Origin of the sequence: Arcanobacterium bovis (genome assembly GCF_004331995.1) — a bacterium.
Classification (GTDB): Bacteria; Actinomycetota; Actinomycetes; order Actinomycetales; family Actinomycetaceae; genus Arcanobacterium_A; species Arcanobacterium_A bovis.
The window spans coordinates 186,387-207,960 of record NZ_SJDT01000004.1 but is presented as its reverse complement, the minus strand read 5'-3'; the positions used below and the strand labels follow the sequence as shown (position 1 = coordinate 207,960).

Below are 21,574 nucleotides of genomic sequence, written 5' to 3'. Positions count from 1 at the left end.
TGAGCTCAGTAATCATGCACCGAGCAGGCGGCGTACCGCATCACGCTCAATGACGTCATACCACATGAGTTCAATATCGCCCGACGCGAGGAAAGCTTCTTCGTCGCCGGCGATTGCCTGTGCAACGAGCTCTTCACTGCCCGGTTCATCTACCAGCAAGGCTTCCACTCTGTTCCAAGCGACGACGTCGGTGAGGTTGCGCTGCGTAACGAGGACGTCGTCACGCTGCTGCGGAATACTCACGTAGTTGTCCACAATTTCGGCAACCGCAACGATGCGTCGAAAATTCTGAGAATCGGCACTCATCAATCGCAAAGAATCGTCGGCCGCAGCCAACGTAGCGACCATCTCCAACCCCTCTTGATCTTCATTGGGAAAATGTTCAGCAAGGCCAGAAGTCACCGCATGGACAGCACGCGGCAAAATCGGCGCTGAGTTCAGATCATCGAGTGTGAGTGGAATGTAGATGCGCATATTCCAATAGTACATCTAGCGCGTAGATCAGTGCTTAACTTGCGATTTTGGCGTCAATCAGTTCTGCCGTGAGCCACGCTACCAACCATTTCTTTTATCGCGCCGTGCCGTTTAGCCTGTTATAGACTCTGCCGCGAACAGCCACGCAAAGTTTTCCACACCGTGTAAACGCAACTTTATGGGAAATATTTATTATTGGAACAATACAAGAACATTTTTCCGCGGATTCAGCAGTTCTCAAAGCCACGCAAGCGAATCCTTCAACATCGGTCACGATCTATGAAGGCGTACGCCATGACTGCACAACTTGCTATCTCAATAATCGACGATGATGTATGTAACGAATCTGCTAGGAATAGCGAAACTGACACTGCAGCGGGTGAATCGGGCGCTAATTCAACCCCGAAGCTATCCGTGGTGAGCAATGATGACCTACCCGAAATATCTCTTACTCATCCGGTGTATCAAGAAACCGCAATCACCTCACGCTTACCCAGATCAAAGCGTAAGATTAAGCCTGTTGCCGCCACCCCACACAACACACAGCTACGCGTCGTCTCTGACGAAGAAACGCGACAGTTGACATCTCAACAGTTGACCGCACAACATTTGCCAGAACTTGGAAGTACCCACGCCTACGACCGTACCGCATTCCACACCTATACAAAGACGCCGTTATCACGTGGACACCTTGTGGCGGCCTACCAGCACGACGCCGCCGAGCACGTACCAGATAATCTTCCAGCAGCAGATAATTTTGCAGGAGCAATACTTCTCCAAGTGATCGAAATATTGCTTGGACACCGACCAGCACGGCAATTACAAACCTGGCTCACACCATCAATTTTTGACTCCTTGGCTCGCCGTGCCGAATTAGGAGCCAAAATACAAGGCAAATGTGGCAAAACACTACCGCCACGAATCAGGAAAATCCATACTTGCCAGATATCGCCAAATATTGTGGAAATTTCTGCCGTCATTTTTGACGGCAGAAAAACCAGAGCCGCCGCACTTCGGCTCGAAGTGCGGCGGCAAAAGTGGCATGTTACCGCTTTAGAAATTATCTAAATTCAGTATTGACCCATTGCCAAGGCCTATCGATTCTTCTTAGCGGCTTTCTTCGCTGCTCGACGCTGTTCACGGTTCATGGCTGGCTGATCCGATTGTGCATCAGGCTGGCTCGGTTGCACACGTCCACCCTTTTCATTGCGGGTTTCCGACGTGCGCGATCCATCTTTCGCAGCCGACGTGTACATCATCTTCTGAGCTTGCTCATCTTTCTTGATTCCGAGCAATTTCTCGGCCATAGCCTGAGTATTTTGAGAAGTTCCAGCGAGTCGCACTGCCGCCATCGAGCCCTGGGCATCAACGCCTGCTAACCCGTGCTCACTTGCCTCCTGCGCCTGCTGTTCCAGAGCCAAGCGCTCGTCACGCTCACTCGGAAGCTCGAAATTGAACAGATACTGCACAGTTTCAGTGCGAATTGCATCATTCATCAATTGGAACATCTGGTAGCCCTCTTGTTTATATTCAACAAGTGGGTCACGCTGAGCCATTGCACGCAAACCAATTCCCTCTTTGAGATAATCCATCTCATAGAGGTGCTCGCGCCACTTACGATCCAGCACATTCAACAAAACTTGGCGTTCAATTTGGCGCATCGTTTCATCGCCCAATTCTTCCGCGCGCTCTTCGTAGATGGCATGCGCATCAGTGTGGAATTCTTGAATCAAATCCTCACGAGCCAAATTCTTCATATCGCCATAGTTTTCTTCAAACTCAGCAGCGGTGAATGAAGGCTTGTAGTAGCTCTTCATAGCCGTCCACAGCGCGTCAAGATCCCAGTCTTCTGGAGCGCCGAGAGTCTCAGAACGCACTACGTCGTCGATGGCAAAATCAACAAAAGACTCAATCTGAGCTTCCAAGTCCTCGCCGTTCAAAATCCGGCGTCGCTCGTCGTACACCACAGTACGCTGCTCAGACATCACGTCGTCATACTTCAGAACGTTCTTACGAATCTCAGCGTTACGCGCTTCGATAGCCGTCTGAGCTCGTTCAATAGCCCGCGAGAGCAACTTGAAATCCAGAGCTTCGTCCTCTGGACCATTCTTAAACGGCGCAGTTGCCCGAGAGTTCGCAAACAAACGCATGAGATCGTCGTCCAAGGAAAGATAGAAACGCGATTCGCCCGGATCACCCTGACGTCCAGAACGTCCGCGCAGCTGGTTATCGATACGGCGCGACTCGTGACGTTCCGAACCAAGCACGTATAGACCGCCCAGCTCCACCACTTCGTCATGCTCAGCAGCCACAGTTGACTTCGCTTGAGCAAGCACCTCTGGCCAAGCTTTTTCGTACTCTTCAGCGTTCTCTTGCGGATCCAGACCCCGCTTTTCCATCATGGCTACGGCGATGTGCTCAGCATTACCGCCGAGCATAATGTCGGTTCCACGACCAGCCATATTGGTTGCAACAGTCACAGCACCCTTGCGGCCTGCCATTGCTACCACGGCAGCTTCGCGCTCATGCTGCTTAGCATTGAGCACTTCATGCGGAATATGAGCTTTTTTCAAAAGATCTGAGAGCATTTCGGAATGCTCAACCGATGCGGTACCCACCAGCACTGGCTGACCTTTCGCATAACGCTCGCGAATATCCTCAACGATTGCGGCAAATTTTCCACGTGCGGTTGGGAATACCAAATCCGTTTGGTCAATGCGGATCATCGGCCGGTTGGTCGGAATCGGCACCACGCCGATATTGTACGTTGATGCGAATTCTTCGGCTTCAGTTTCAGCGGTTCCGGTCATGCCCGAGAGCTTGTCGTACAAACGGAAGTAGTTCTGCAAAGTAATCGTGGCAAGAGTTTGGTTTTCCTCTTTAATCTCCACGTTTTCTTTGGCCTCAATCGCCTGGTGCATACCCTCGTTGTAACGGCGTCCTGGCAAAACACGGCCAGTGTGCTCATCAACGATCAGCACTTCGCCATCGGCAACGATATAATCCTTATCGCGCGTAAACAGCTCTTTTGCTTTGATTGCGTTGTTCAAGTAGCCAATAAGTGGCGTATTGACCGATTCATACAGATTATCGATGCCAAGCAAATCTTCAACTGCATCGATACCGGGTTCCAAGATACCCACTGTGCGCTTCTTTTCGTCCACTTCATAGTGAACGTCCTTGCGCATCGAAATAACTGCCTGTGAGAAAGCGGTGTACCACTTGTTGGCATCGCCCTCGGCAGGACCCGAAATAATCAATGGCGTACGCGCTTCATCAATGAGGATCGAATCAACTTCGTCGACGATCGCAAAAAAATGATCGCGCTGCACAAGGCCATCAACTTCGCGCGCCATATTGTCACGCAAATAATCGAAGCCAAATTCGTTATTGGTGCCGTACGTAATGTCTGCAGCGTATTCACGACGACGCTGCTCGGGGTTCAGCGAGGAAACGATACACCCCGTCGTCATTCCCAAGAAACGGAATACGCGTCCCATCAGCTCTGACTGGTAGCTCGCGAGGTAGTCGTTCACTGTTACGATATGAACGCCACGACCAGGGATAGCGTTGAGGTATGCCGCGAGTGTTGCGACGAGCGTCTTACCTTCACCCGTCTTCATTTCGGCGATATTACCAAGGTGAAGAGCTGCTCCACCCATAATCTGCACATCATAATGACGCTGGCCAAGCGTGCGCACCGAGGCTTCTCGCACAGCAGCAAAAGCCTCTGGAAGCAGATCATCTAGGCTCTCACCATCAACGTAGCGCTTGCGGAATTCGTCAGTTAGCGCGCGCAATTCCTCATCAGTGAGCTCCTTGAAATCATCTTCCAAAAGATTAACTTGTTGGGTGATGCTGTTCAGCCGCTTAAGGGTGCGACCTTCTCCGGCTCGCAAAATCTTGTTGAGAAACTTGACCACAACTACTCCTGACGTTCTTGTGCCTAAAAACGGCACGACCAAACATAGTCTACGCCGTAAACTGTGATTTCAGAACTTCACTATGGGAGGCTTCACTCATGGCAAAGGGCGAAAGCACGGCCGTTACCCTACGCCATTCGATCAACCATTGCATACGCGAAAGCGTGTAGCGCATCGCGCACTTCGCCCGCTGGCAACGGCTCGAGCTCTTTAATAGCGTCTTCGACCCACTGGTGAGCAAGCTGGCGAGTTTGCTCCACAACCGAATGTTCGCGCAAACGATCCACAACCTCGGCAAGATTGTCTTCGTTAAGCGTGCCTGAATCGAGCAGACGCAGAATCTCACTGCCCTCGGCATCAAGCGTTCCGAGTTGTGCACCTTGGCGCAACAGCAGCGTGGGCATGGTGTCGACATTCTCGAGCAAATCTGTGCCCGGCGTCTTCCCCGTAAGCTCAGGCTTGGAAACGAGATCGATGACGTCGTCAGCGAGCTGGAACGCCACGCCAACCTTCTCACCGAATTGCGCCACTGCCTCGGCTAAGTCTGCTGAGCCACCTGCGGAAAGCACGCCGTAACGGGCAGATGTCGCGATCAAAGATCCGGTTTTATCAGCTAAAACTTGAATGTAATGGGCGATTGGATCGTCGCCCTCACGCGGACCAACAGTCTCGTGCAACTGCCCAACACAGAGGCGTTCAAAGGTTGTGGCGTGCAAAAGTACCGCCTGCGGGCCCAATTTTGCAACAATAGCCGACGCGCGTGCGAAAAGCACATCACCGGCCATAATTGCCGAAGAATTACCAAACACATACTGAGCCGATGGCACTCCACGACGCAACGGCGCTTCGTCCATAACGTCGTCATGGTAGAGCGAAGCCAGATGCGTGAGCTCAACAACGAGCGAGGAATCAACCACCTCGTGATTGAGCGGATCGGGCCCGAGCTCAGACGTGAGAAGGCACAGAAGTGGGCGCAAACGCTTACCGCCGGCCACGGCAAGATGAGAGGTAGCGGCATCAACAACGAGATCGTCGATACGCACCACATCTTGAAGTTCAGCTTCAACGCCGTCGAGACGAGTCGACAGGCGCGAGCCTAAATCACCGTGGCCAGCCAGTAAATCGGAAAATGCACTCACGCGAAGGATCCTTGCATCAGATCGAGTACTGAGCCTGGCAACAGACCCAGTGCGATGGTTAGAACGACGGCAATAGCGATTGCAACAACCGCCATGCCCTCTGATTGTACAACTTCAACATTCTCAGCCGGCTCGGTGAAGAACATCAACTGCACCAAGCGGAAGTAGAAGTACGCTGTGGCAGCCGAAGCGAGCACCGCGATAACCACCAAAACCACTTCGCCGCTAGCAATTCCAGCACGGAAAACTTCAAACTTTCCGATGAATCCACCAGTGAGTGGAATACCTGCAAAGGACAGCAAGAAGATGAGCATTGAGGCAGCTAGGAATGGCGATCGCTTTCCTAAACCAGCCCATTTCTCCAGTTTGGTAGCTTCGCCGAGAATCTTTCCTTCGGCGTCGCTCTCCCTCACCAGCGTGACGACGGCGAACGCGCCTACCGTAGCAACGCCATACGCAAGCAGGTAGAACAGTACCGAAGACATCGTCTGCGAATACGTTTGCGGCGTCATCTCCACCGTACGGATGGCGTTAACAGCGATCAGAATGAATCCGGCGTGCGCGATGGAGGAATAGGCCAGCAGGCGCTTGATATCAGACTGAATCAGACCCATGACCGTGCCTACGAGGATCGTTGCGATAATAACGATCCACATGAACACATTCAGCGAAGCCGACGACGTAGCAGCCACGTAGAGCATAACGCGCAGCAAAGCGACGAATGCAGCAGCTTTGGTACCAGCCGCCATAAAGCCCGTGATCGGAGTCGGAGCGCCTTGGTAGACGTCCGGCGTCCACGAATGGAATGGCGCGGCACCAACCTTGAACAGCAGGCCGATAACCACCATCGCTACGCCCATCACGAGGATCGCAGCTTGAACGCGCTGACCTTGAATCGAGAGCTGCAAGATTTCGTTAAAGGCAAGCGTGCCGGTAGCACCGTAGATGAAAGCGGCACCCATCAAGAAGATTGCCGAGGAAAATGCGCCCAGGAGGAAATACTTCATGGCCGCTTCCTGCGAAAGCAGACGACGACGGCGTGCCGTTGCACAGAGCACGTACAGTGGCAACGACAGCACTTCCAACGCAATGAATAGCGTGAGCAAGTCAAAGGCAGAAGTAAACGCCATCATGCCACCCACGGCGAATAGTGCCAGTGGGAAGATTTCCGATTGCTCGCGTCCAGCAGCAGCTGATTCGCGTTCCTCGGCTGAACCTGGTCGAGTGGCAGCTGAGGCTGCAAATGCTCCTTCGCGCGTCTGAGTGCGATCGGCAATCACCAAGAAAGCGATAATGGAAGCAACGAGGATGATTCCTTGGCCAATCAGCGAAAATCCATCTTCAACCAGGGAAATTCCGGTGAAACCGCGCTGCGTCTGCACAGCAGAGAGCGGGTTCGTTGCCAAACCATTGTCGGTATGAATCTCCGTCCAACGCCACACCACCGAAACGAGTGCGACAGCAAGAGCGAGGAGCGAAAGCACTACTTGCGTAGCACGGCGAATCGTGCGCGGCAAGAATGCTTCAAGAAGCGTTGATAAAACCGCTGTTCCCAGAACGATAAGCAGTGGGACAACCGCTACCCATTGAATAACAGTAGTAGTCACTTGATTTCTCCTTCGGAAACAACAGAATTATCCGCAGCATCACCCATGGCCTGCGGCGCTGAAATTGTTTGATCCACAGTATTCTCAAAGAACGGATTGATGAAATTTGTTACCGCATTGGGGTAGAAGCCAAGCACTAACATCGCCGAGATGAGCAATCCCATCACCAGTTTCTCGCGAGCATTGAGATCCTCAGCGAGCAATTCGGGGCGAGGACCAGTGAATACACGCTGGTACGGAAGCAGAATGTACAGAGCAGCAAGCACAACCCCAGATACCGCAAATACGGCGGCCACAGGGTTCACTCGGAACGTGCCAACCAACACCATATATTCTGGAACGAAGCCCGATAGACCAGGCAAAGCAATAGTAGCGAGACCCGAAATAAGGAAAGTTCCTGCTAGCACAGGTGTTACACGCTGCCAGCCACCATAGTGAGAGATCTCGTAGCTTTCACCGCGTTTACCGAGGAATCCAACCACAAGGAACAAGCCAGCGGTTCCAACACCGTGGGCAACCATGTAGAGAATCGCACCGGTCATAGCCAATTGCGAGCCACTGAAAATACCAATCACTATGAATCCAAAGTGGGATACCGAGGTGTAGGCAATCAAGCGCATGAGATCTTTGGAGCCAATCGCTAAGAGCGCTCCCCAAATGATGGAGATAATCGCCAAGGCAATAATGATCGGCGCTGCGGTTTGTGCCGCGCTTGGGAAGATCGGCAAACAAATTGCAATCATTCCATACGTGCCAAGTTTGTCGAGCACGCCAACAAGCAAAGTCGAAGTTCCAGCAGGTGCCTCAGCGGTGGTGTCTGGTAGCCAAGTATGAACCGGCCACATCGGAGCTTTGATCGCAAAAGCGATGAAGAACGACAAGAAGATCCACATCTGTGCTGATGGCGAAGCATTAAGACCCTGTTCGAGTGTGCTGATCAGATAGCCCTTATCGCCACCTGGACCATAAGCATAGACGGCGATGACGCCCACGAGCATAATGAGTCCGCCCAAGATCGAGTAGAGCAAGAACTTCATCGCTGCCCGACGGCGATTTGCGCCACCGTAATTTCCGATCAGGAAGTACATCGGCACAATCATCAACTCGAAGAGCACATAGAACACGAACACATCGCGCACTGCGAAGAGTGCAATCATGATCGCTTCGAGGAACAAAATCCATGCCATGTAGCTACCGGAGCGCTCGTCGTCGAAATCATTCCACGCCGCGAGAATCACCACCGGCACCAAGAAGGTTGCCAAGGCAATCATCACCGCACCAATACCGTTGATTCCCCATGCGAGGGAAACACCGATCTGCGGAATCCAGCGATAAGTTTCGGCCAGTTGCACCGTATTCGCATCGGGCATCGAGAACTGGGTAGAAATTGCCGCAACGAACAGGCCGAGGACGAGGATCGACACAGCGAGCGCGAAGAAGCGTCCAGCCTTTCGCAACGGCTTAATAGCTGCAAGAACGAGTGCACCCACAAGTGGTAACAGCACGAGAGTGGTAAGCCACGGGAACGTAGCCTCAATAACTGGTTGCATTACCTTTATTCCTTCCAAACTCACAATGCCGATACCAATGCCACCGTCAGTGCGATGACCACACCGACGACGAAGTAGCTTGCGTAGCTGCGAGCATAACCGTTTTGGAGCTTCCCAACGAAGCGTCCGAACCACGGCAATGCCTTGCCGGTTCCCTCTGCAACGCCGTCAACCAATACCCGATCCACCACGGAGGTTCCATCCATGAGCGCGATACCGGGCTTCATGAATACCGATTCGTTGAACAGATCCTGGTAAAGATCTTGGCGAGCAGCGCGAGTGAGGGCAGAGCCAACCGGAGCAGCCTTTGGTGTAGCCGCCGAAACATACATCTTCCATGCCACAGCCACGCCGATTGCCACAACGAGCAAAGTCGCAACTGAGATCACGAGAATTGGAAGAACTGGTTCACCGTGCTCAGCGTGTCCAATCACCGGCTCAAGCCAAGTCAAGAACCCGAGGTAATTCAAGGCGGCACCAAGGCCAAGCGAACCAAGCGCCAAAATTGCCATCGGAACCCACATGAGCGGAGATGGATCGTGCGGGTGCTTTGCATCTGGACCTTCATGTGCCCAACGCTCTTCACCCAAGAAGATCATGAACACCATACGCGACATATAGAACGCAGTCAGACCAGCAACAAGCACCGTAATCGTGCCAAATATCCACGGTAAGATTCCCTCACCCGTGAATGCCGCTTCGATAATCTTGTCCTTCGAATAGAAGCCCGAGAGGAACGGGAAGCCAATGATTGCTAAGTAACCCGCCATGAACGTGAAGAAGGTGATACGCATGTGCTTGCCGAGGCCGCCAAATCCGCGCATATTTACTTCGTCATTCATTCCGTGCATCACGGCGCCGGCACCCAAGAACATATTTGCCTTGAAGAAGCCGTGCGTGACGAGATGGAAAATTGCGAAGCCAGCACCAACCGGACCAAGTCCAGCTGCCAACATCATGTAGCCGATCTGCGACATCGTTGAGGCGGCGAGAACTTTCTTCATATCGTCTTTGGCAGCACCCACGATTGCTCCGAACACCAAAGTGATCAGACCAATAATGGCGACGGCGAGCGCCGCAGTTGGCGCAGCAACATAAATCGCACCCGAGCGCACCATCAAGTACACGCCAGCGGTCACCATGGTTGCGGCGTGGATCAAAGCAGAAACCGGAGTTGGGCCGGCCATTGCGTCACCCAACCATGCTTGCAAGGGGAACTGCGCTGATTTACCGCAAGCGGCAACCAATAAGAAAATACCGATGAAGGTTAAAGTGGCTTGGTTAGCGGAGGAAACGCCCTTAGTCACCGTAGCGAAATCGACTCCACCAAAATTCGCAACCATTGCCATCATCGCGATGAGCAATCCCAGATCGCCCACGCGGTTCATCACGAATGCCTTCTTACCAGCGGTAGCGTATTCCGGAACGTGGTTCCAGAAAGAGATGAGCAGGTAGGACGCGAGACCAACGCCTTCCCAACCAAAGAACAGGGTGAGATAGGAGTTGCCGAGCACCAACAAGAGCATCGCTGCCACGAACAAATTGAGGTATGCGAAGAAGCGACGACGAGCGACGTCGTGCTCCATGTACGAAACCGAGTAAATGTGAATAAGCGTGCCAACGAACGTTACCAGCAGTACGAACGTGATCGAAAGCGGATCAACGCGAGTACCAAGGCCAACGCTAAGGCCTGGAGCCGCAACCCAATCGTAGAGCTTCGTCTCCATAATTCGGTTTGCACCCTCGAGTGAGAGCAACTGTACGAAGGTGGCGAAGCCGATAGCGCACGACGCCGTCGAGGCCAGTACCGCCAGCCAGTGTCCCCAGCGATCGGCAGCCTTGCCAGCTACCAAGAGGAAAGCACAGCTGAGTAGCGGAATTGCCACCGTGAGCCAGATCATTCCGGCCGCACCCGTTGCTGGCGCAATAGCCACATCAGACATGGAAAGGAATCCAGTAGTCAAAAGGATCACACCTGCTTCCATCAGTTTTTCATGAGGTTTGCGCCGTCAAGCGAAGCAGACCTGCGGGTACGGAATACGGACACGATAATGGCGAGTCCCACCACGACTTCGGCCGCGGCTACAACCATCACGAAGAAGGCAAATACTTGTCCTTCGAGGTTGCCCCACATGCGCGAGAACGTAATGAACGCCAAGTTGCACGAGTTGAGCATAATCTCAACTCCGAGAAGCGCGATCACGCCATTGCGGCGAGTAAGAACCGTCGCTCCACCGATCACAAACAAGACCAGTGCCAAGACGATATAGAACATCAGGTTCATCAGTTCTCCTCCCCTGACGCATTGTGCTGATCCTCAGCAGGTTTCGTTTCGAGCATTTCAGGCGAAGTGCCTGCCTCGATTCCTTCATAACGCTTCAACGCGCCGTCGTGATCCGGTGCTGATTCGCCCGGCATTCCAGGCGTACGAGCTTGACCGATTGCGCCGTAGGTGCTCGGTCCCGAAGGCAAATTACCTTGGGTAATACGAGCAACTGTCTCTGGAGAAATCTCTGCAACCCGTCGTTCTTGCCCGCGGATCTTCAGCACACGGTTCACCGAGTTCTCCAAAGGCTGACCATAAGCGGTGAGCGATGGGTTCGTCGACGAGTTCGACTCAGCATAAACACCTGGGTTCGGCAGCTGGCCTGGATGAACGCCCGCTTCAACGAAGTCGCGCATCTTTTGATGAGCAAGTGCCTCTTGCGTTTGACGCTCGCTCACACGATCGCGGTGAGTGAGAGTCATTGCGCCCAGAGCTGCCACGATAAGCAATGTGCCAGTCAATTCAAGCGTGAGCACATGGTTGGAGAAAATCAGCTTTGCAACCCCAATGGGATTTCCTTCGGCATTTGCAAGCTCCAAACCAAGGGCATCTGGCCACTTAGTTTTGAAAACGAGCGCCACCATAATCGCCAGCATACCCAAACCGCCCAAGAAAGCGACCGGACGCTGGGCTTTGAGCGTCTCGTGTCCCGAATCGGCAGAATCAACACCGATAAGCATGAGCACGAAGAGGAACATCATGAGGATCGCACCCGTGTACACAACCACCTGCGCAACTCCCATAAACGGAGCTTCCAGCATCGTGTAGAGGAAGGCGAATCCCACCATTACAAAGATCACCGAGATGACGGTGTACACCGCACGGCGTGTAATGAGCAGTCCGAAGATTGCCACAATGACCATCGAAATCGCGAGCAAGCCGAAAAGGATCGTCTCCCCCATCGAGATTTCGAGTGTTTCGACTGATGGAATCATTGAGCACCGGCCCCCTCAAGTTCATTTCCAGTCACGACGACGTTCTCCAAAGATTCGTCGCCTGGACGTACGGAACGCACCCATTCCACCTGAGTTTCAGTTGGACCAGTAACACGTCCCTTGTAATAGTCTGCATCTGAGGTTCCCTGCACCATCGGATGCGGTGTGTTAAGCATTCCTTGCGCGAGCGGAACGAGAAGATCTTGCTTTTCATAAATCATTTCTTCGCGGTGCTGACCAGCAATTTCGAAATCGTTCGACATCGTCAATGCACGGGTCGGGCAAGCCTGAATGCAGTAACCGCAGAAAATGCAACGCAAATAATTGATCTGATAAACACGACCGTAACGCTCACCAGGCGAGTACTGCTCTTGCGGGGTATTAGCTGCAGCTTCAACGTAAATCGCATCTGCTGGGCAAGCCCATGCACACAATTCACAACCGATGCACTTTTCCAACCCATCGGCATAGCGGTTCAAACGATGCAAGCCGTGGTAACGAGGGCGAACAGGCACCTTAATGTACGGATACTGCTCAGTAACGGTTGGGCGGAAAATCGTCGTAAATGTAACGCCGAATCCGGCAATCGGAGCGAGTAGCTTCCCCAATGGCCCCTTCTTATTGGGACTGTAGAGAGCCTTGTCCGGCTGAGCGAACTCCGGCTGGGTAGCTGGCACATTATTATTCATCTGCTCAGACATTCTCAGTCTCCTCAGTTTCGGATGGTGAAGGAACGTAGGCTACTTTCCGCTGTACGCGCGGCGACGGCGGAAGATGTTGACCTGGCAATGGCGGAACTGGGTAGCCATTTTCGAAGCCGTCGAAGTCTTCACGCTCACGCGCTGCAATCAACTCGGCCTGCGTTGGCTTTACTGAGTCATCTCCCAATGCCCAGATCAACATGATCAATGCAAAGCCGGTGGAGAGAATGACCAATACGTTCGTCACGTTGATTGGGTAAACCATGTTCACGCCAATCACAATCATGACGATGCTCAGCCAGATCAAAGCACTTGGAATGAGTCCCTTCCAACCGAGCTTCATGAATTGGTCGTAGCGGAAACGCAGTGCAGTACCGCGCACCCAAACGAACACTGCCATGAATACCCATACCTTGAAAATGAACCAAAGCATTGGGATCCAACCGACGTTTGGATCGCCGCCCCAGAGACTGTATATCCACGTCACGAGCGGACCAGCGCGCCATCCGCCGAAGAACAGCGTGGTTGCCAGCATCGACAAGTTAAGCATATTGATATATTCAGACAGGTAGTACCAGCCGAACTTCATTGACGAATATTCAACGTGCGGGCCAGCCACGATTTCGCCTTCTGCTTCAGGAAGATCGAAAGGAAGTCGGTTGGCCTCGCCAAACATCGTTACAAAGTAAACCAAGAAGGCGGGCGCCAAGATGAAAATATTCCACAGTGACTGTTGGCTCGAAATGATTCCTGATGTGGCCATCGTTTGATTGACCACGAAAATGGTGACCAACGATAGACCCTGCGCCAATTCGTAGGAAATCATCTGTGTTGCGGAACGAACCGATCCGTAGAGCGGAAGGGTGGACTTTGCCGACCATCCACCGAGCACCAATCCGTATTCACCCAGCGCTGCCACTGCCAGCACGAAGAGCATCGCAACAGGCGAATCAGCCAGCTGCAACGGAGTTACATGCCCAAACATCGACACGGACGGCCCCATTGGGATCACAGCCATAAGCGTGAACGCACAGAGTGCCGATACCGCCGGAGCAATAAAGTACACAACCTTATCAGCGCCTTTGAGGAAGAAGTCTTCCTTAAACAGCAACTTAATTGCGTCTGGGAACGACTGCAATAAGCCGAATGGACCCACTGTATTCGGACCAAGACGGTTCTGCATACGAGCAATGAGCCTGCGCTCAAACCACAGAGCGAAAATAACCGAGAAGATCAAGAACACCACGATGAATACGGCCTTAATGACCCAAATCCACCATGTATCTTGCGAAAAATCGGCTACGGCTGGGCTTGCCATGAGGATATTCACTCGGCCACCTCCGAATTAGCGATAGTTACTACGTCGCCGTATCCACTACCTAGGTGAGAAAGGGAAAGTCCCTTCGCATTTTGAGGAAGCCATACGGTATTTTCTGGCATTGGTGCAATGGCAACATCAAAAGTCAATGTGCCACTAGCACCCGTTACGTTTACCTTCTTGCCAATACCAGCCTGCTGAGCAGTAGATTCAGACATCACAGCTACAGGCTTACGAGCGGTATTTGCAAGGTGCGGTTCGAAGGACTGGAGCGCACCGCCGTCGAGCAGTTGCTTCCATGTGGAAAGGACGACGCCGGAACCACCAGTAGCAGCCGGAACGTTCGGAACGTTTGCGCGCGTTCCGTCCCACAAACGCAACTGGGCGTATTCGTTCACCACTGCCTCGAGCGAGTCGAGACCCAGATCAACGCCCATTTCTGCCGCGAGGTCGTTGAGCACGCGACGATCAGGAAGCTGATTTGAGGTGAGCACCTGGCCGAATGGACGCATGCGTCCTTCCCAGTTCACGAAGCTGCCACCCTTTTCTACTGGCGGCGCTACCGGCAATAGAACGTCGGCGAATTCGCTAACTTCGGTATCGCGTACCTCGAGCTGCACCACAAAGGCTTTATCGAGCGCAGACGCTGCATGCGCAGGCAAGTCACTGAGTTCAACACCAGCGATGAGTAGCGCATCCAGCTCACCGTTACGAGCTGCATCAAGCATCACATCCGTGCCGCGACCCGGCGTCGCTGGAATACTCTCAACACCCCAAGCTGCGGCAACATCGATACGCGCCGCAGAATCGCTGACGAGTCTTCCGCCTGGAAGAAGATTTGGCATGGCACCGGCATCTACCGCACCGCGATCTCCAGCACGCCGTGGAATCCACGCCAGCTGAGCGCCAGTGCGCTGTGCCAAGCGAACAGCTGCGCTCAATGCTCCTGGCACGAGAGCCGTACGCTCGCCAACAAGAATCACTGCACCTGGCTTTGACAAATCCTCATGCAAGGAACCAAGGGAATCTCCAGCTCCTGCCACAATTGCGTCAAGAGTCTGTGCTTCGCTTCCTGGAGCGGTAGGAATAAACCGCGCTAGCATCTTGGCAGTGCCGCGAGTCTCGTAGGCCGACATCACTGATACTGATGTCGTCTTAGCCAAAGCGCCCTTGCGCAAGCGCAAGAAAAGCGTGCCACATTCATCTTCAGCTTCGAGGCCAACCGTGAGTACGTGAGCAGCCTTTTCGACTGCTTCATAAGTCACTCCAAGTCCGCGACCGGCGACGACGGCGGCAAGGAAGTCGTTTTCTTCCTCACTGACCACACGTGTGCGGAAATCAATGTCGTTCGTATTGAGCACTACTCGTGCAAATTTCGAATAGGCATAAGCGTCTTCGATGGGCAAGCGGCCGCCAATCAGCACGCCAACTTTCTTACCCTGAAGGCCTTGAGCAGCTGTTTCGATGGCATCAAACCAGGAAACATTGCCAACCCCTGCCACGCGCGCGAACTTGAGCCGATCTGCACCATTTTGCCAACGGAAAGCAAAACGATCCTTATCAGTGATCCACTCTTCGTTAACATCCATATCCTCGCCTGCCAGTCGGCGCACAACCGTGCCACGGCGGTAGTCCACGCGGATAGCAGATCCAGAAGCATCGTGCTCAGTTACCGATGGCACCGAAACGAGATCGAACGGACGTGCCCGGAAACGATAGGAGGCAGACGTCAAAGCACCCACTGGGCAAATCTGAATCACATTTCCCGAGAAGTAGGAAGCAAACGGACGTCCATTGACATCAGCTTCTGCCACACCAACCGGACCTGCAGCGAAACCAGCTGCAATACCTGCAGCTCCTTGAGGCCCTACGTACTCATTGGCAGTTCCGAAATCGTGGTGACCGTCGTCGCCAGCGAAATCAAGCACGTTGCCGTCAAAATTTCCAACCTGAGAGCCGTGCATACCATGCATGCCGTATCCAGGAGTTCCGCCACCGCGTCCCTGCAGCTGAATGAAGGCATCTCCGGCGATCTGCGTCGAGAATCGAGTACAACGCTGGCAGAGAATGCAGCGGTCACGATCGAGCAAAATTTGCGAGGACACCGAAATTGGCTTCGGATATGTGCGCTTAACATCGATAAAACGCGACTTCGTGCGACCGTCGGTCATTGCCTGATTCTGCAGTGGGCATTCGCCACCTTTATCGCAAACAGGGCAATCCATCGGGTGGTTGATGAGCAAGAATTCCATCACTCCACGCTGTGCCTTATCGGCAACCTCCGAGCTCTTGGCGCTGTAAACTTCCATATTTGGAGAAACAGCAACCGCACAAGCTGGCTGCGGCTTAGGCATCTTACGAACAACGCCTTCGCGATCCGGCGTTGCCACTTCCACCAGACACTGGCGGCAAGCTGCAGCAGGTGCAAGTAGCGGATGGTCACAGAAACGCGGAATATGCACGCCTACTTGCTCAGCAGCACGAATGATGAGCGTTCCTTGCGGAACGGACACATCCTTGCCGTCAATCTTCAGCGAAACCATATCTACCTGAGTTTCAGTCGTTGTCATTTAGCACCTACTTCACTGAACAGAGCAGACTTTGCGATCGGATAGAGCTCGGCGCATGGCGTGTGATAACCCTGCTCGAATTCGTCCCGGAAAAGGTCAATTGCGGACTTGATCGGGGTTGCAGCTGCATCACCGAGTGCACAGAATGAACGGCCTTGGATATTATTGGCGATTTCGTAGAGCAGATCGACGTCGCCTTCCTTACCTTGCCCTGCCTCAAGACGGTGCATAATCTGGCGCATCCAGAAGGTACCTTCACGGCATGGGGTGCACTTTCCGCACGATTCGTGCTGGTAGAAGTCAGTCCAGCGCGAAACAACACGAACCACCGACACAGTTTCATCGAAAATCTGAATCGCGCGAGTTGCCAACATGGAACCTGCCTCAACAACTTCCTCATATCCGAGCGGAACATCGAGATGATCAGCCGTAAAGAGCGGTGCGGAGGAACCTCCCACAGCGAAGAATTTCAGCTCATGCCCCTCGCGAATTCCGCCTGCAAGCTCAAGTAACTCCCGCATGGTGATTCCAAATGGAGCTTCAAATTGCCCCGGATTCTTCACATGTCCAGAGATCGAGAAAATGCCGTGACCACGCGAATTCTTGGTGTCAGCACCCATCGCCGTAAACCACTCAACACCGTGGTTAATGATTCCAGGCACCGATGCAATCGATTCAACGTTATTGACAACCGTTGGACGCGCGTACAAACCGGCGACGGCGGGGAACGGCGGCTTGAGTCGTGGCTGGCCACGGAAGCCTTCCAGCGAATCGAGCAACGCAGTCTCTTCGCCACAGATGTATGCGCCAGCTCCGGCATGCACGGTGATATCGAGATCGTAATCGCCGTTCGGACCCAGACCCTTGCCGAGAATTCCAGCCTCACGTGCTTCGCGCACTGCTGCAAGGAGTCGGCGGTAAACGTGCACAACCTCGCCACGGAGGTAAATGAATCCGTGGTGTCCACCAATCGCCATCATACAAATTGCCATACCCTCAATGAGCAAGTGCGGGTTGGCCATGAGGAACGGAATGTCCTTGCAGGTGCCAGGCTCAGACTCGTCGGCGTTGACCACGAGGTAGCGTGGGCCACCGTCAGGAGCTGGAAGGAACGACCACTTCAAACCGGTTGGGAAGCCAGCACCACCGCGTCCACGCAAACCCGATTCCTTGATCAGATTGGTGATTGCCGATTCGTCCTGTGCTTTCATTTGCCAAGCTTTGTTAATCGCCTGGTAACCACCGTTTGCGCGGTAGGTTTCGAGAGTCCAAGAGCGCTGCTTGTCCCAAGCTTCGGTGAGCACTGGGGTGAGCATGCTTGGTGAAGAGTATGCGGTCACTTGCTTTCCTCTCCGCTAGGTTGTGGACCAGTCCATGCATTGTCACGGGCAATCTTCAAGCCGCGCAAGGAGGCATCGCCTGCTGCTGGTCCTTCATCAACACGTCCGTCTTCGAAGCCGGCGAGCACACGCGAGATTTCCTTAAACGTTCCCACGGTGTTCGCACCACGGGTAGGATGAATATCTTTACCAGCGCGAATATCGTCCACGATGTCCTTAGCGGACTGCGGTGTTTGATTGTCAAAAAATTCCCAGTTGACCATCACCACAGGCGCATAATCACAACCGGCATTACATTCGAGCTGCTCAAGGGTGATCTTTCCATCCTCAGTAGTCTCGTCGTGCCCAATTCCTAGGTAGTTGCTGAGCTCTTCCCAGATGATGTCGCCACCCATAACTGCACACAGCGCGTTCGTACAAACGCCCACGTTGTATTCACCATTAGGATGACGGCGGTACTGCGAGTAGAAGGTCGCCACAGCTGAAACCTGTGCACGCGAAAGGCCGAGGATATCGGCTACGAGCACGATTCCGCGCGGAGAACAGAAACCGTCTTCTGATTGGATGAGGTGGAGCAACGGCATGATAGCCGAACGCGAATGAGGGTAGCGCGCAACGACTTTGGCGGCGTCGTCACGCAAACGTGCCTCAACTTCGGGGGTATATTTTTCGGCCATTAGCGGTCTACTCCTCCCATAACTGGATCGATCATTGCCAGGGCGACGATCGTATCAGCGAGCATGCCGCCTTCTGCCATCACGCCCAGCGATTGCAAGTTATTGAATCCCGCATCGCGGAAATGTGCACGGTACGGGCGAGTTCCGCCGTCGGAAACCAAATGCACTCCCATAACACCCTTTGGATGCTCGATGAGCTGGAATACCTGACCAGCTGGCACGCGGAATCCTTCGGTGACCAGCTTAAAGTGATGGATCAACGACTCCATCGATTCGGTCATGATCTCCTGCACGTGCTGCGGAGTCTGACCCTGCCCGTCGGACTGAATCGAGAGGCGAGCTGGCCACGCGATCTTCTTGTCCTCGATCATCACAGGTTGACCAGCGGTCTTTTCGAGCTGATCCAAAACCTGGTAGATAATGCGCAAGGACTGGTAGCACTCGTTGAAACGCACCAGTACGCGGTTATAGGCATCGGCCTTATCGGCTACCGGCACATCAAACTCGTACTTCTCATAACCACAGTATGGCTGCGTTTTACGCAAATCCCATGGCACACCAGCAGCGCGAACAGAGGGACCAGTCATTGACAAAGCCATCAGCGACGACAGCGGCGATACCGCTACGTCCACATGGCGCATCTTAAAGATCGGATTTGCCATCGTGAGGTCTTGCATTTCGGAGATCGTCAAACGAATCTTTGGAAGCAATTCACGGATGTAGTCAATGCCGCCCTCTGGGAGGTCTTCAAGCACACCACCTGGGCGAATGAACTCATGGTTCATGCGAAGACCGGTGATGTCTTCCATGATGCGCAAGATGTCCTCACGTCCACGGAATCCAAGGGTCAGCATCGTGGTTGCACCGAGCTCGTTACCGCCCGATCCGATAGCAACAAGATGGGAGTTGATACGGCCCAATTCCATGAGCAGCACGCGAATCGCGCTGGCACGCTCTGGAATTTGATCGGTTACGCCCAAGAGCTTCTCCACTGCCAAGCAGTAGGCCACTTCCTGGAAGATCGGAGCCACGTAATCCATACGAGTACAGAATGCCACGCCTTGAGTCCAGGTGCGGTACTCCATGTTTTTCTCGATGCCCGTGTGCAAGAATCCAGTGGCTGCCCGGATTTCCTTAACGTTTTCGCCGTCCATCTCAAACTGGCAACGCAATACGCCGTGAGTAGCGGGATGCACTGGTCCGAGATTGATCACGATATGCTCTTCGCCGAGCTCTTCGGCTTGCCGAGCGATTGAAGCCCAGTCTCCACCAACAGCGTCGAACGAGGTGTACTTGGCCGCTTCTTCTTCGTTAAGCGGCTTGGTTGCACGAGGTGATTGAGTCATCAGTTGTACTCCCTCCGAGTGTCCGGTGGTGGAATGACGGCGCCCTTGTATTCAACAGGGATGCCTCCAAGCGGGTAATCCTTGCGCTGCGGATGTCCTACCCAATCATCTGGCATCGCTGAACGTGCGAGTCCGGGGTGTCCGTCGAAAATAATACCCATGAGGTCGAACGCCTCTCGCTCAGGCCAATCGTCACCGGGATACACCGGCACGATTGATGGCATGTGCGGATCAGCTTCTGGAGCAGTAACTTCCAAAGCGATCATGCGATTGTGGGTAATCGAGAAGAATGGGAAATAACCATGCAGTTCACGCCCCTTGTCCTGGGGGTAGTGCACAGCAGACACACCGAGCGTCATCTCGAAGCGCAAATCTTGATCGTCACGCAGGTAGCGAGCTACGTCGAGGAGACGCTCACGCTTAACGAAAATCACGAGCTGACCGTGTTCCACCACGACCTTCTCAATCACATCGGTTTCGTCGTATCCATCAGCTTTCGCTAGCTCAATGATGATGTCGACGACGGCGTCAAACCAGCCGCCGTAAGGTCGCGTTGCTGGCTGCGAAATTGCCACAACTTCACGCTGACCTGAGAAACCAGTGGTATCGCCTGAACCCTTGACGCCCCACATTCCGCTTCGTTCGGTAAGGAAATTTGCACCTACCGATGCTTGTGCATCAGGCTGTGGTGCCACTACTCCATCCATGTTCTGTGTCACGCTAGGAGTCCCTTCTTCAATTCGACTGGCTCTGCCTTCAGTGCGGCTTCTTCAGCTGCACGGCACATATCGATGCGGTCTTGGCCAATCGGAGCCTTTTCCATAAGCTGATTTCGCAGTTCAAACACGGCATTAATGAGCATATCTGGACGTGGAGGGCAGCCTGGTAGGTAGATGTCTACCGGCACGATGTGATCGATTCCTTGCACGAGCGCGTAGTTGTTGAACATACCGCCAGAAGATGCACATGCACCCATGGAAATAACCCACTTTGGCTCCATGAGCTCGTCGTAGATATTACGAACGACTGGTGCCATCTTATGGCTCACTCGCCCAGAAACGATCATGAGGTCGGCGTGACGCGGCGAAGCTCGGAATACTTCCATACCAATTCGTGATGCGTCGTAACGAACCGCACCAAAGGCCATCATCTCAATTGCGCAGCAAGCAAGACCCATCGTGACTGGCCATGGCGAGCGGGCACGTGCCCAACCGAGCACGGCTTCCATCGTGGTGAGGCCAATTCCTTGCGGAATCTTTTCTTCCAAACCCATATTTATTCACTCCATTCCAGACCGCCACGGCGCCATTCGTAAATGAATGGAACCGTAATGAGGAATACAAACGAGGCCATTGCAATAAGACCGAAGAGCCCAAGTTCCTCATGGCTAACTGCCCATGGGTAGAGGAATACCACCTCAATATCGAAGATGATAAAGGTCATTGCCGTGAGGAAGTATTTGATGGGGAAACGCCCAGCCGATCCTGCATTTGGTGTAGCTTCAACACCACATTCGTAGTTGAGGACCTTGACGCGGTTATACTTCTTTGGACCTAAAATCGCGCTGGCTGCAAGACCGCCAAAAGCAATCACTGCCGACGCAATAATCATCACTAAAAGTGGAACATAGGGGTTCATTTAGCCTCCACTTGCCTATTGTTCAAACAA

At 53.4% G+C, this 21,574-nt stretch carries 18 protein-coding genes; 1 reads left to right on the top strand and 17 read right to left on the bottom strand.

What is annotated here, in order from left to right; translation table 11 throughout:
- Positions 1–12: 12 nt before the first annotated feature.
- Positions 13–474 (bottom strand): DUF6912 family protein, encoded by a 462-nt coding sequence (locus tag EZJ44_RS06260; protein WP_131281392.1) that lies wholly within the window; start codon positions 472–474, stop codon positions 13–15.
- A gap of 294 nt (positions 475–768) precedes the next feature.
- Here EZJ44_RS06260 and EZJ44_RS06255 point away from each other — a divergent pair, with 294 nt between their 5' ends.
- Entirely contained in the window at positions 769–1,542 is a 774-nt protein-coding gene (locus tag EZJ44_RS06255) for an Rv3235 family protein (RefSeq protein ID WP_131281390.1), read from the top strand.
- 26 nt (positions 1,543–1,568) lie between these two features.
- On the opposite strand, the gene secA is transcribed toward EZJ44_RS06255, so the two are convergent.
- From secA to EZJ44_RS06175, 16 genes are all read right to left on the bottom strand, one after another.
- Positions 1,569–4,397 (bottom strand): preprotein translocase subunit SecA, encoded by a 2,829-nt coding sequence (gene secA / locus EZJ44_RS06250; protein ID WP_131281388.1) that lies wholly within the window; start codon positions 4,395–4,397, stop codon positions 1,569–1,571.
- A gap of 128 nt (positions 4,398–4,525) precedes the next feature.
- Positions 4,526–5,536, bottom strand: coding sequence for a polyprenyl synthetase family protein (locus EZJ44_RS06245; RefSeq protein WP_241658618.1), 1,011 nt, complete (start codon positions 5,534–5,536; stop codon positions 4,526–4,528).
- Positions 5,533–7,143 (bottom strand): NADH-quinone oxidoreductase subunit NuoN, encoded by a 1,611-nt coding sequence (gene nuoN, locus EZJ44_RS06240; RefSeq protein ID WP_131281386.1) that lies wholly within the window; start codon positions 7,141–7,143, stop codon positions 5,533–5,535. Before nuoN ends, EZJ44_RS06245 begins: the two co-directional genes overlap by 4 nt.
- On the bottom strand, positions 7,140–8,693 hold the full coding sequence (locus EZJ44_RS06235; protein ID WP_131281384.1) for an NADH-quinone oxidoreductase subunit M: 1,554 nt from the start codon (positions 8,691–8,693) through the stop codon (positions 7,140–7,142). The genes nuoN and EZJ44_RS06235 overlap by 4 nt, the downstream gene beginning before the upstream one ends.
- 20 nt (positions 8,694–8,713) lie before the next feature.
- Entirely contained in the window at positions 8,714–10,636 is a 1,923-nt protein-coding gene (gene nuoL / locus EZJ44_RS06230) for an NADH-quinone oxidoreductase subunit L (protein WP_206661867.1), read from the bottom strand.
- 41 nt (positions 10,637–10,677) lie between these two features.
- Positions 10,678–10,977, bottom strand: coding sequence for an NADH-quinone oxidoreductase subunit NuoK (gene nuoK / locus EZJ44_RS06225; protein WP_131281382.1), 300 nt, complete (start codon positions 10,975–10,977; stop codon positions 10,678–10,680).
- Positions 10,977–11,954 carry an NADH-quinone oxidoreductase subunit J gene (locus tag EZJ44_RS06220; RefSeq protein ID WP_131281380.1) on the bottom strand — a complete coding sequence of 326 codons (978 nt, stop codon included), beginning with the start codon at positions 11,952–11,954 and terminating at the stop codon, positions 10,977–10,979. The genes nuoK and EZJ44_RS06220 overlap by 1 nt, the downstream gene beginning before the upstream one ends.
- Complete coding sequence (gene nuoI / locus EZJ44_RS06215) at positions 11,951–12,643, bottom strand: NADH-quinone oxidoreductase subunit NuoI (protein WP_376988482.1); 693 nt, start codon at positions 12,641–12,643, stop codon at positions 11,951–11,953. The genes EZJ44_RS06220 and nuoI overlap by 4 nt, the downstream gene beginning before the upstream one ends.
- A gap of 4 nt (positions 12,644–12,647) precedes the next feature.
- Entirely contained in the window at positions 12,648–13,973 is a 1,326-nt protein-coding gene (gene nuoH / locus EZJ44_RS06210) for an NADH-quinone oxidoreductase subunit NuoH (protein ID WP_131281566.1), read from the bottom strand.
- Positions 13,974–13,981: 8 nt separating this feature from the next.
- Positions 13,982–16,543 carry an NADH-quinone oxidoreductase subunit G gene (locus tag EZJ44_RS06205; protein ID WP_131281376.1) on the bottom strand — a complete coding sequence of 854 codons (2,562 nt, stop codon included), beginning with the start codon at positions 16,541–16,543 and terminating at the stop codon, positions 13,982–13,984.
- Positions 16,540–17,859 (bottom strand): NADH-quinone oxidoreductase subunit NuoF, encoded by a 1,320-nt coding sequence (gene nuoF / locus EZJ44_RS06200; protein WP_131281564.1) that lies wholly within the window; start codon positions 17,857–17,859, stop codon positions 16,540–16,542. The genes EZJ44_RS06205 and nuoF overlap by 4 nt, the downstream gene beginning before the upstream one ends.
- A 20-nt stretch (positions 17,860–17,879) precedes the next feature.
- Complete coding sequence (gene nuoE, locus EZJ44_RS06195) at positions 17,880–18,560, bottom strand: NADH-quinone oxidoreductase subunit NuoE (protein WP_131281370.1); 681 nt, start codon at positions 18,558–18,560, stop codon at positions 17,880–17,882.
- The gene (locus EZJ44_RS06190) at positions 18,560–19,906 is read right to left on the bottom strand and encodes an NADH-quinone oxidoreductase subunit D (protein WP_131281368.1); all 1,347 of its coding nucleotides are present in this window, start codon (positions 19,904–19,906) and stop codon (positions 18,560–18,562) included. The genes nuoE and EZJ44_RS06190 overlap by 1 nt, the downstream gene beginning before the upstream one ends.
- Entirely contained in the window at positions 19,906–20,613 is a 708-nt protein-coding gene (locus EZJ44_RS06185) for an NADH-quinone oxidoreductase subunit C (RefSeq protein ID WP_131281562.1), read from the bottom strand. Before EZJ44_RS06185 ends, EZJ44_RS06190 begins: the two co-directional genes overlap by 1 nt.
- 8 nt (positions 20,614–20,621) lie before the next feature.
- On the bottom strand, positions 20,622–21,179 hold the full coding sequence (locus EZJ44_RS06180) for an NADH-quinone oxidoreductase subunit B (protein ID WP_124055292.1): 558 nt from the start codon (positions 21,177–21,179) through the stop codon (positions 20,622–20,624).
- A gap of 2 nt (positions 21,180–21,181) precedes the next feature.
- Complete coding sequence (locus tag EZJ44_RS06175) at positions 21,182–21,544, bottom strand: NADH-quinone oxidoreductase subunit A (protein WP_131281366.1); 363 nt, start codon at positions 21,542–21,544, stop codon at positions 21,182–21,184.
- Positions 21,545–21,574 lie beyond the last annotated feature (30 nt).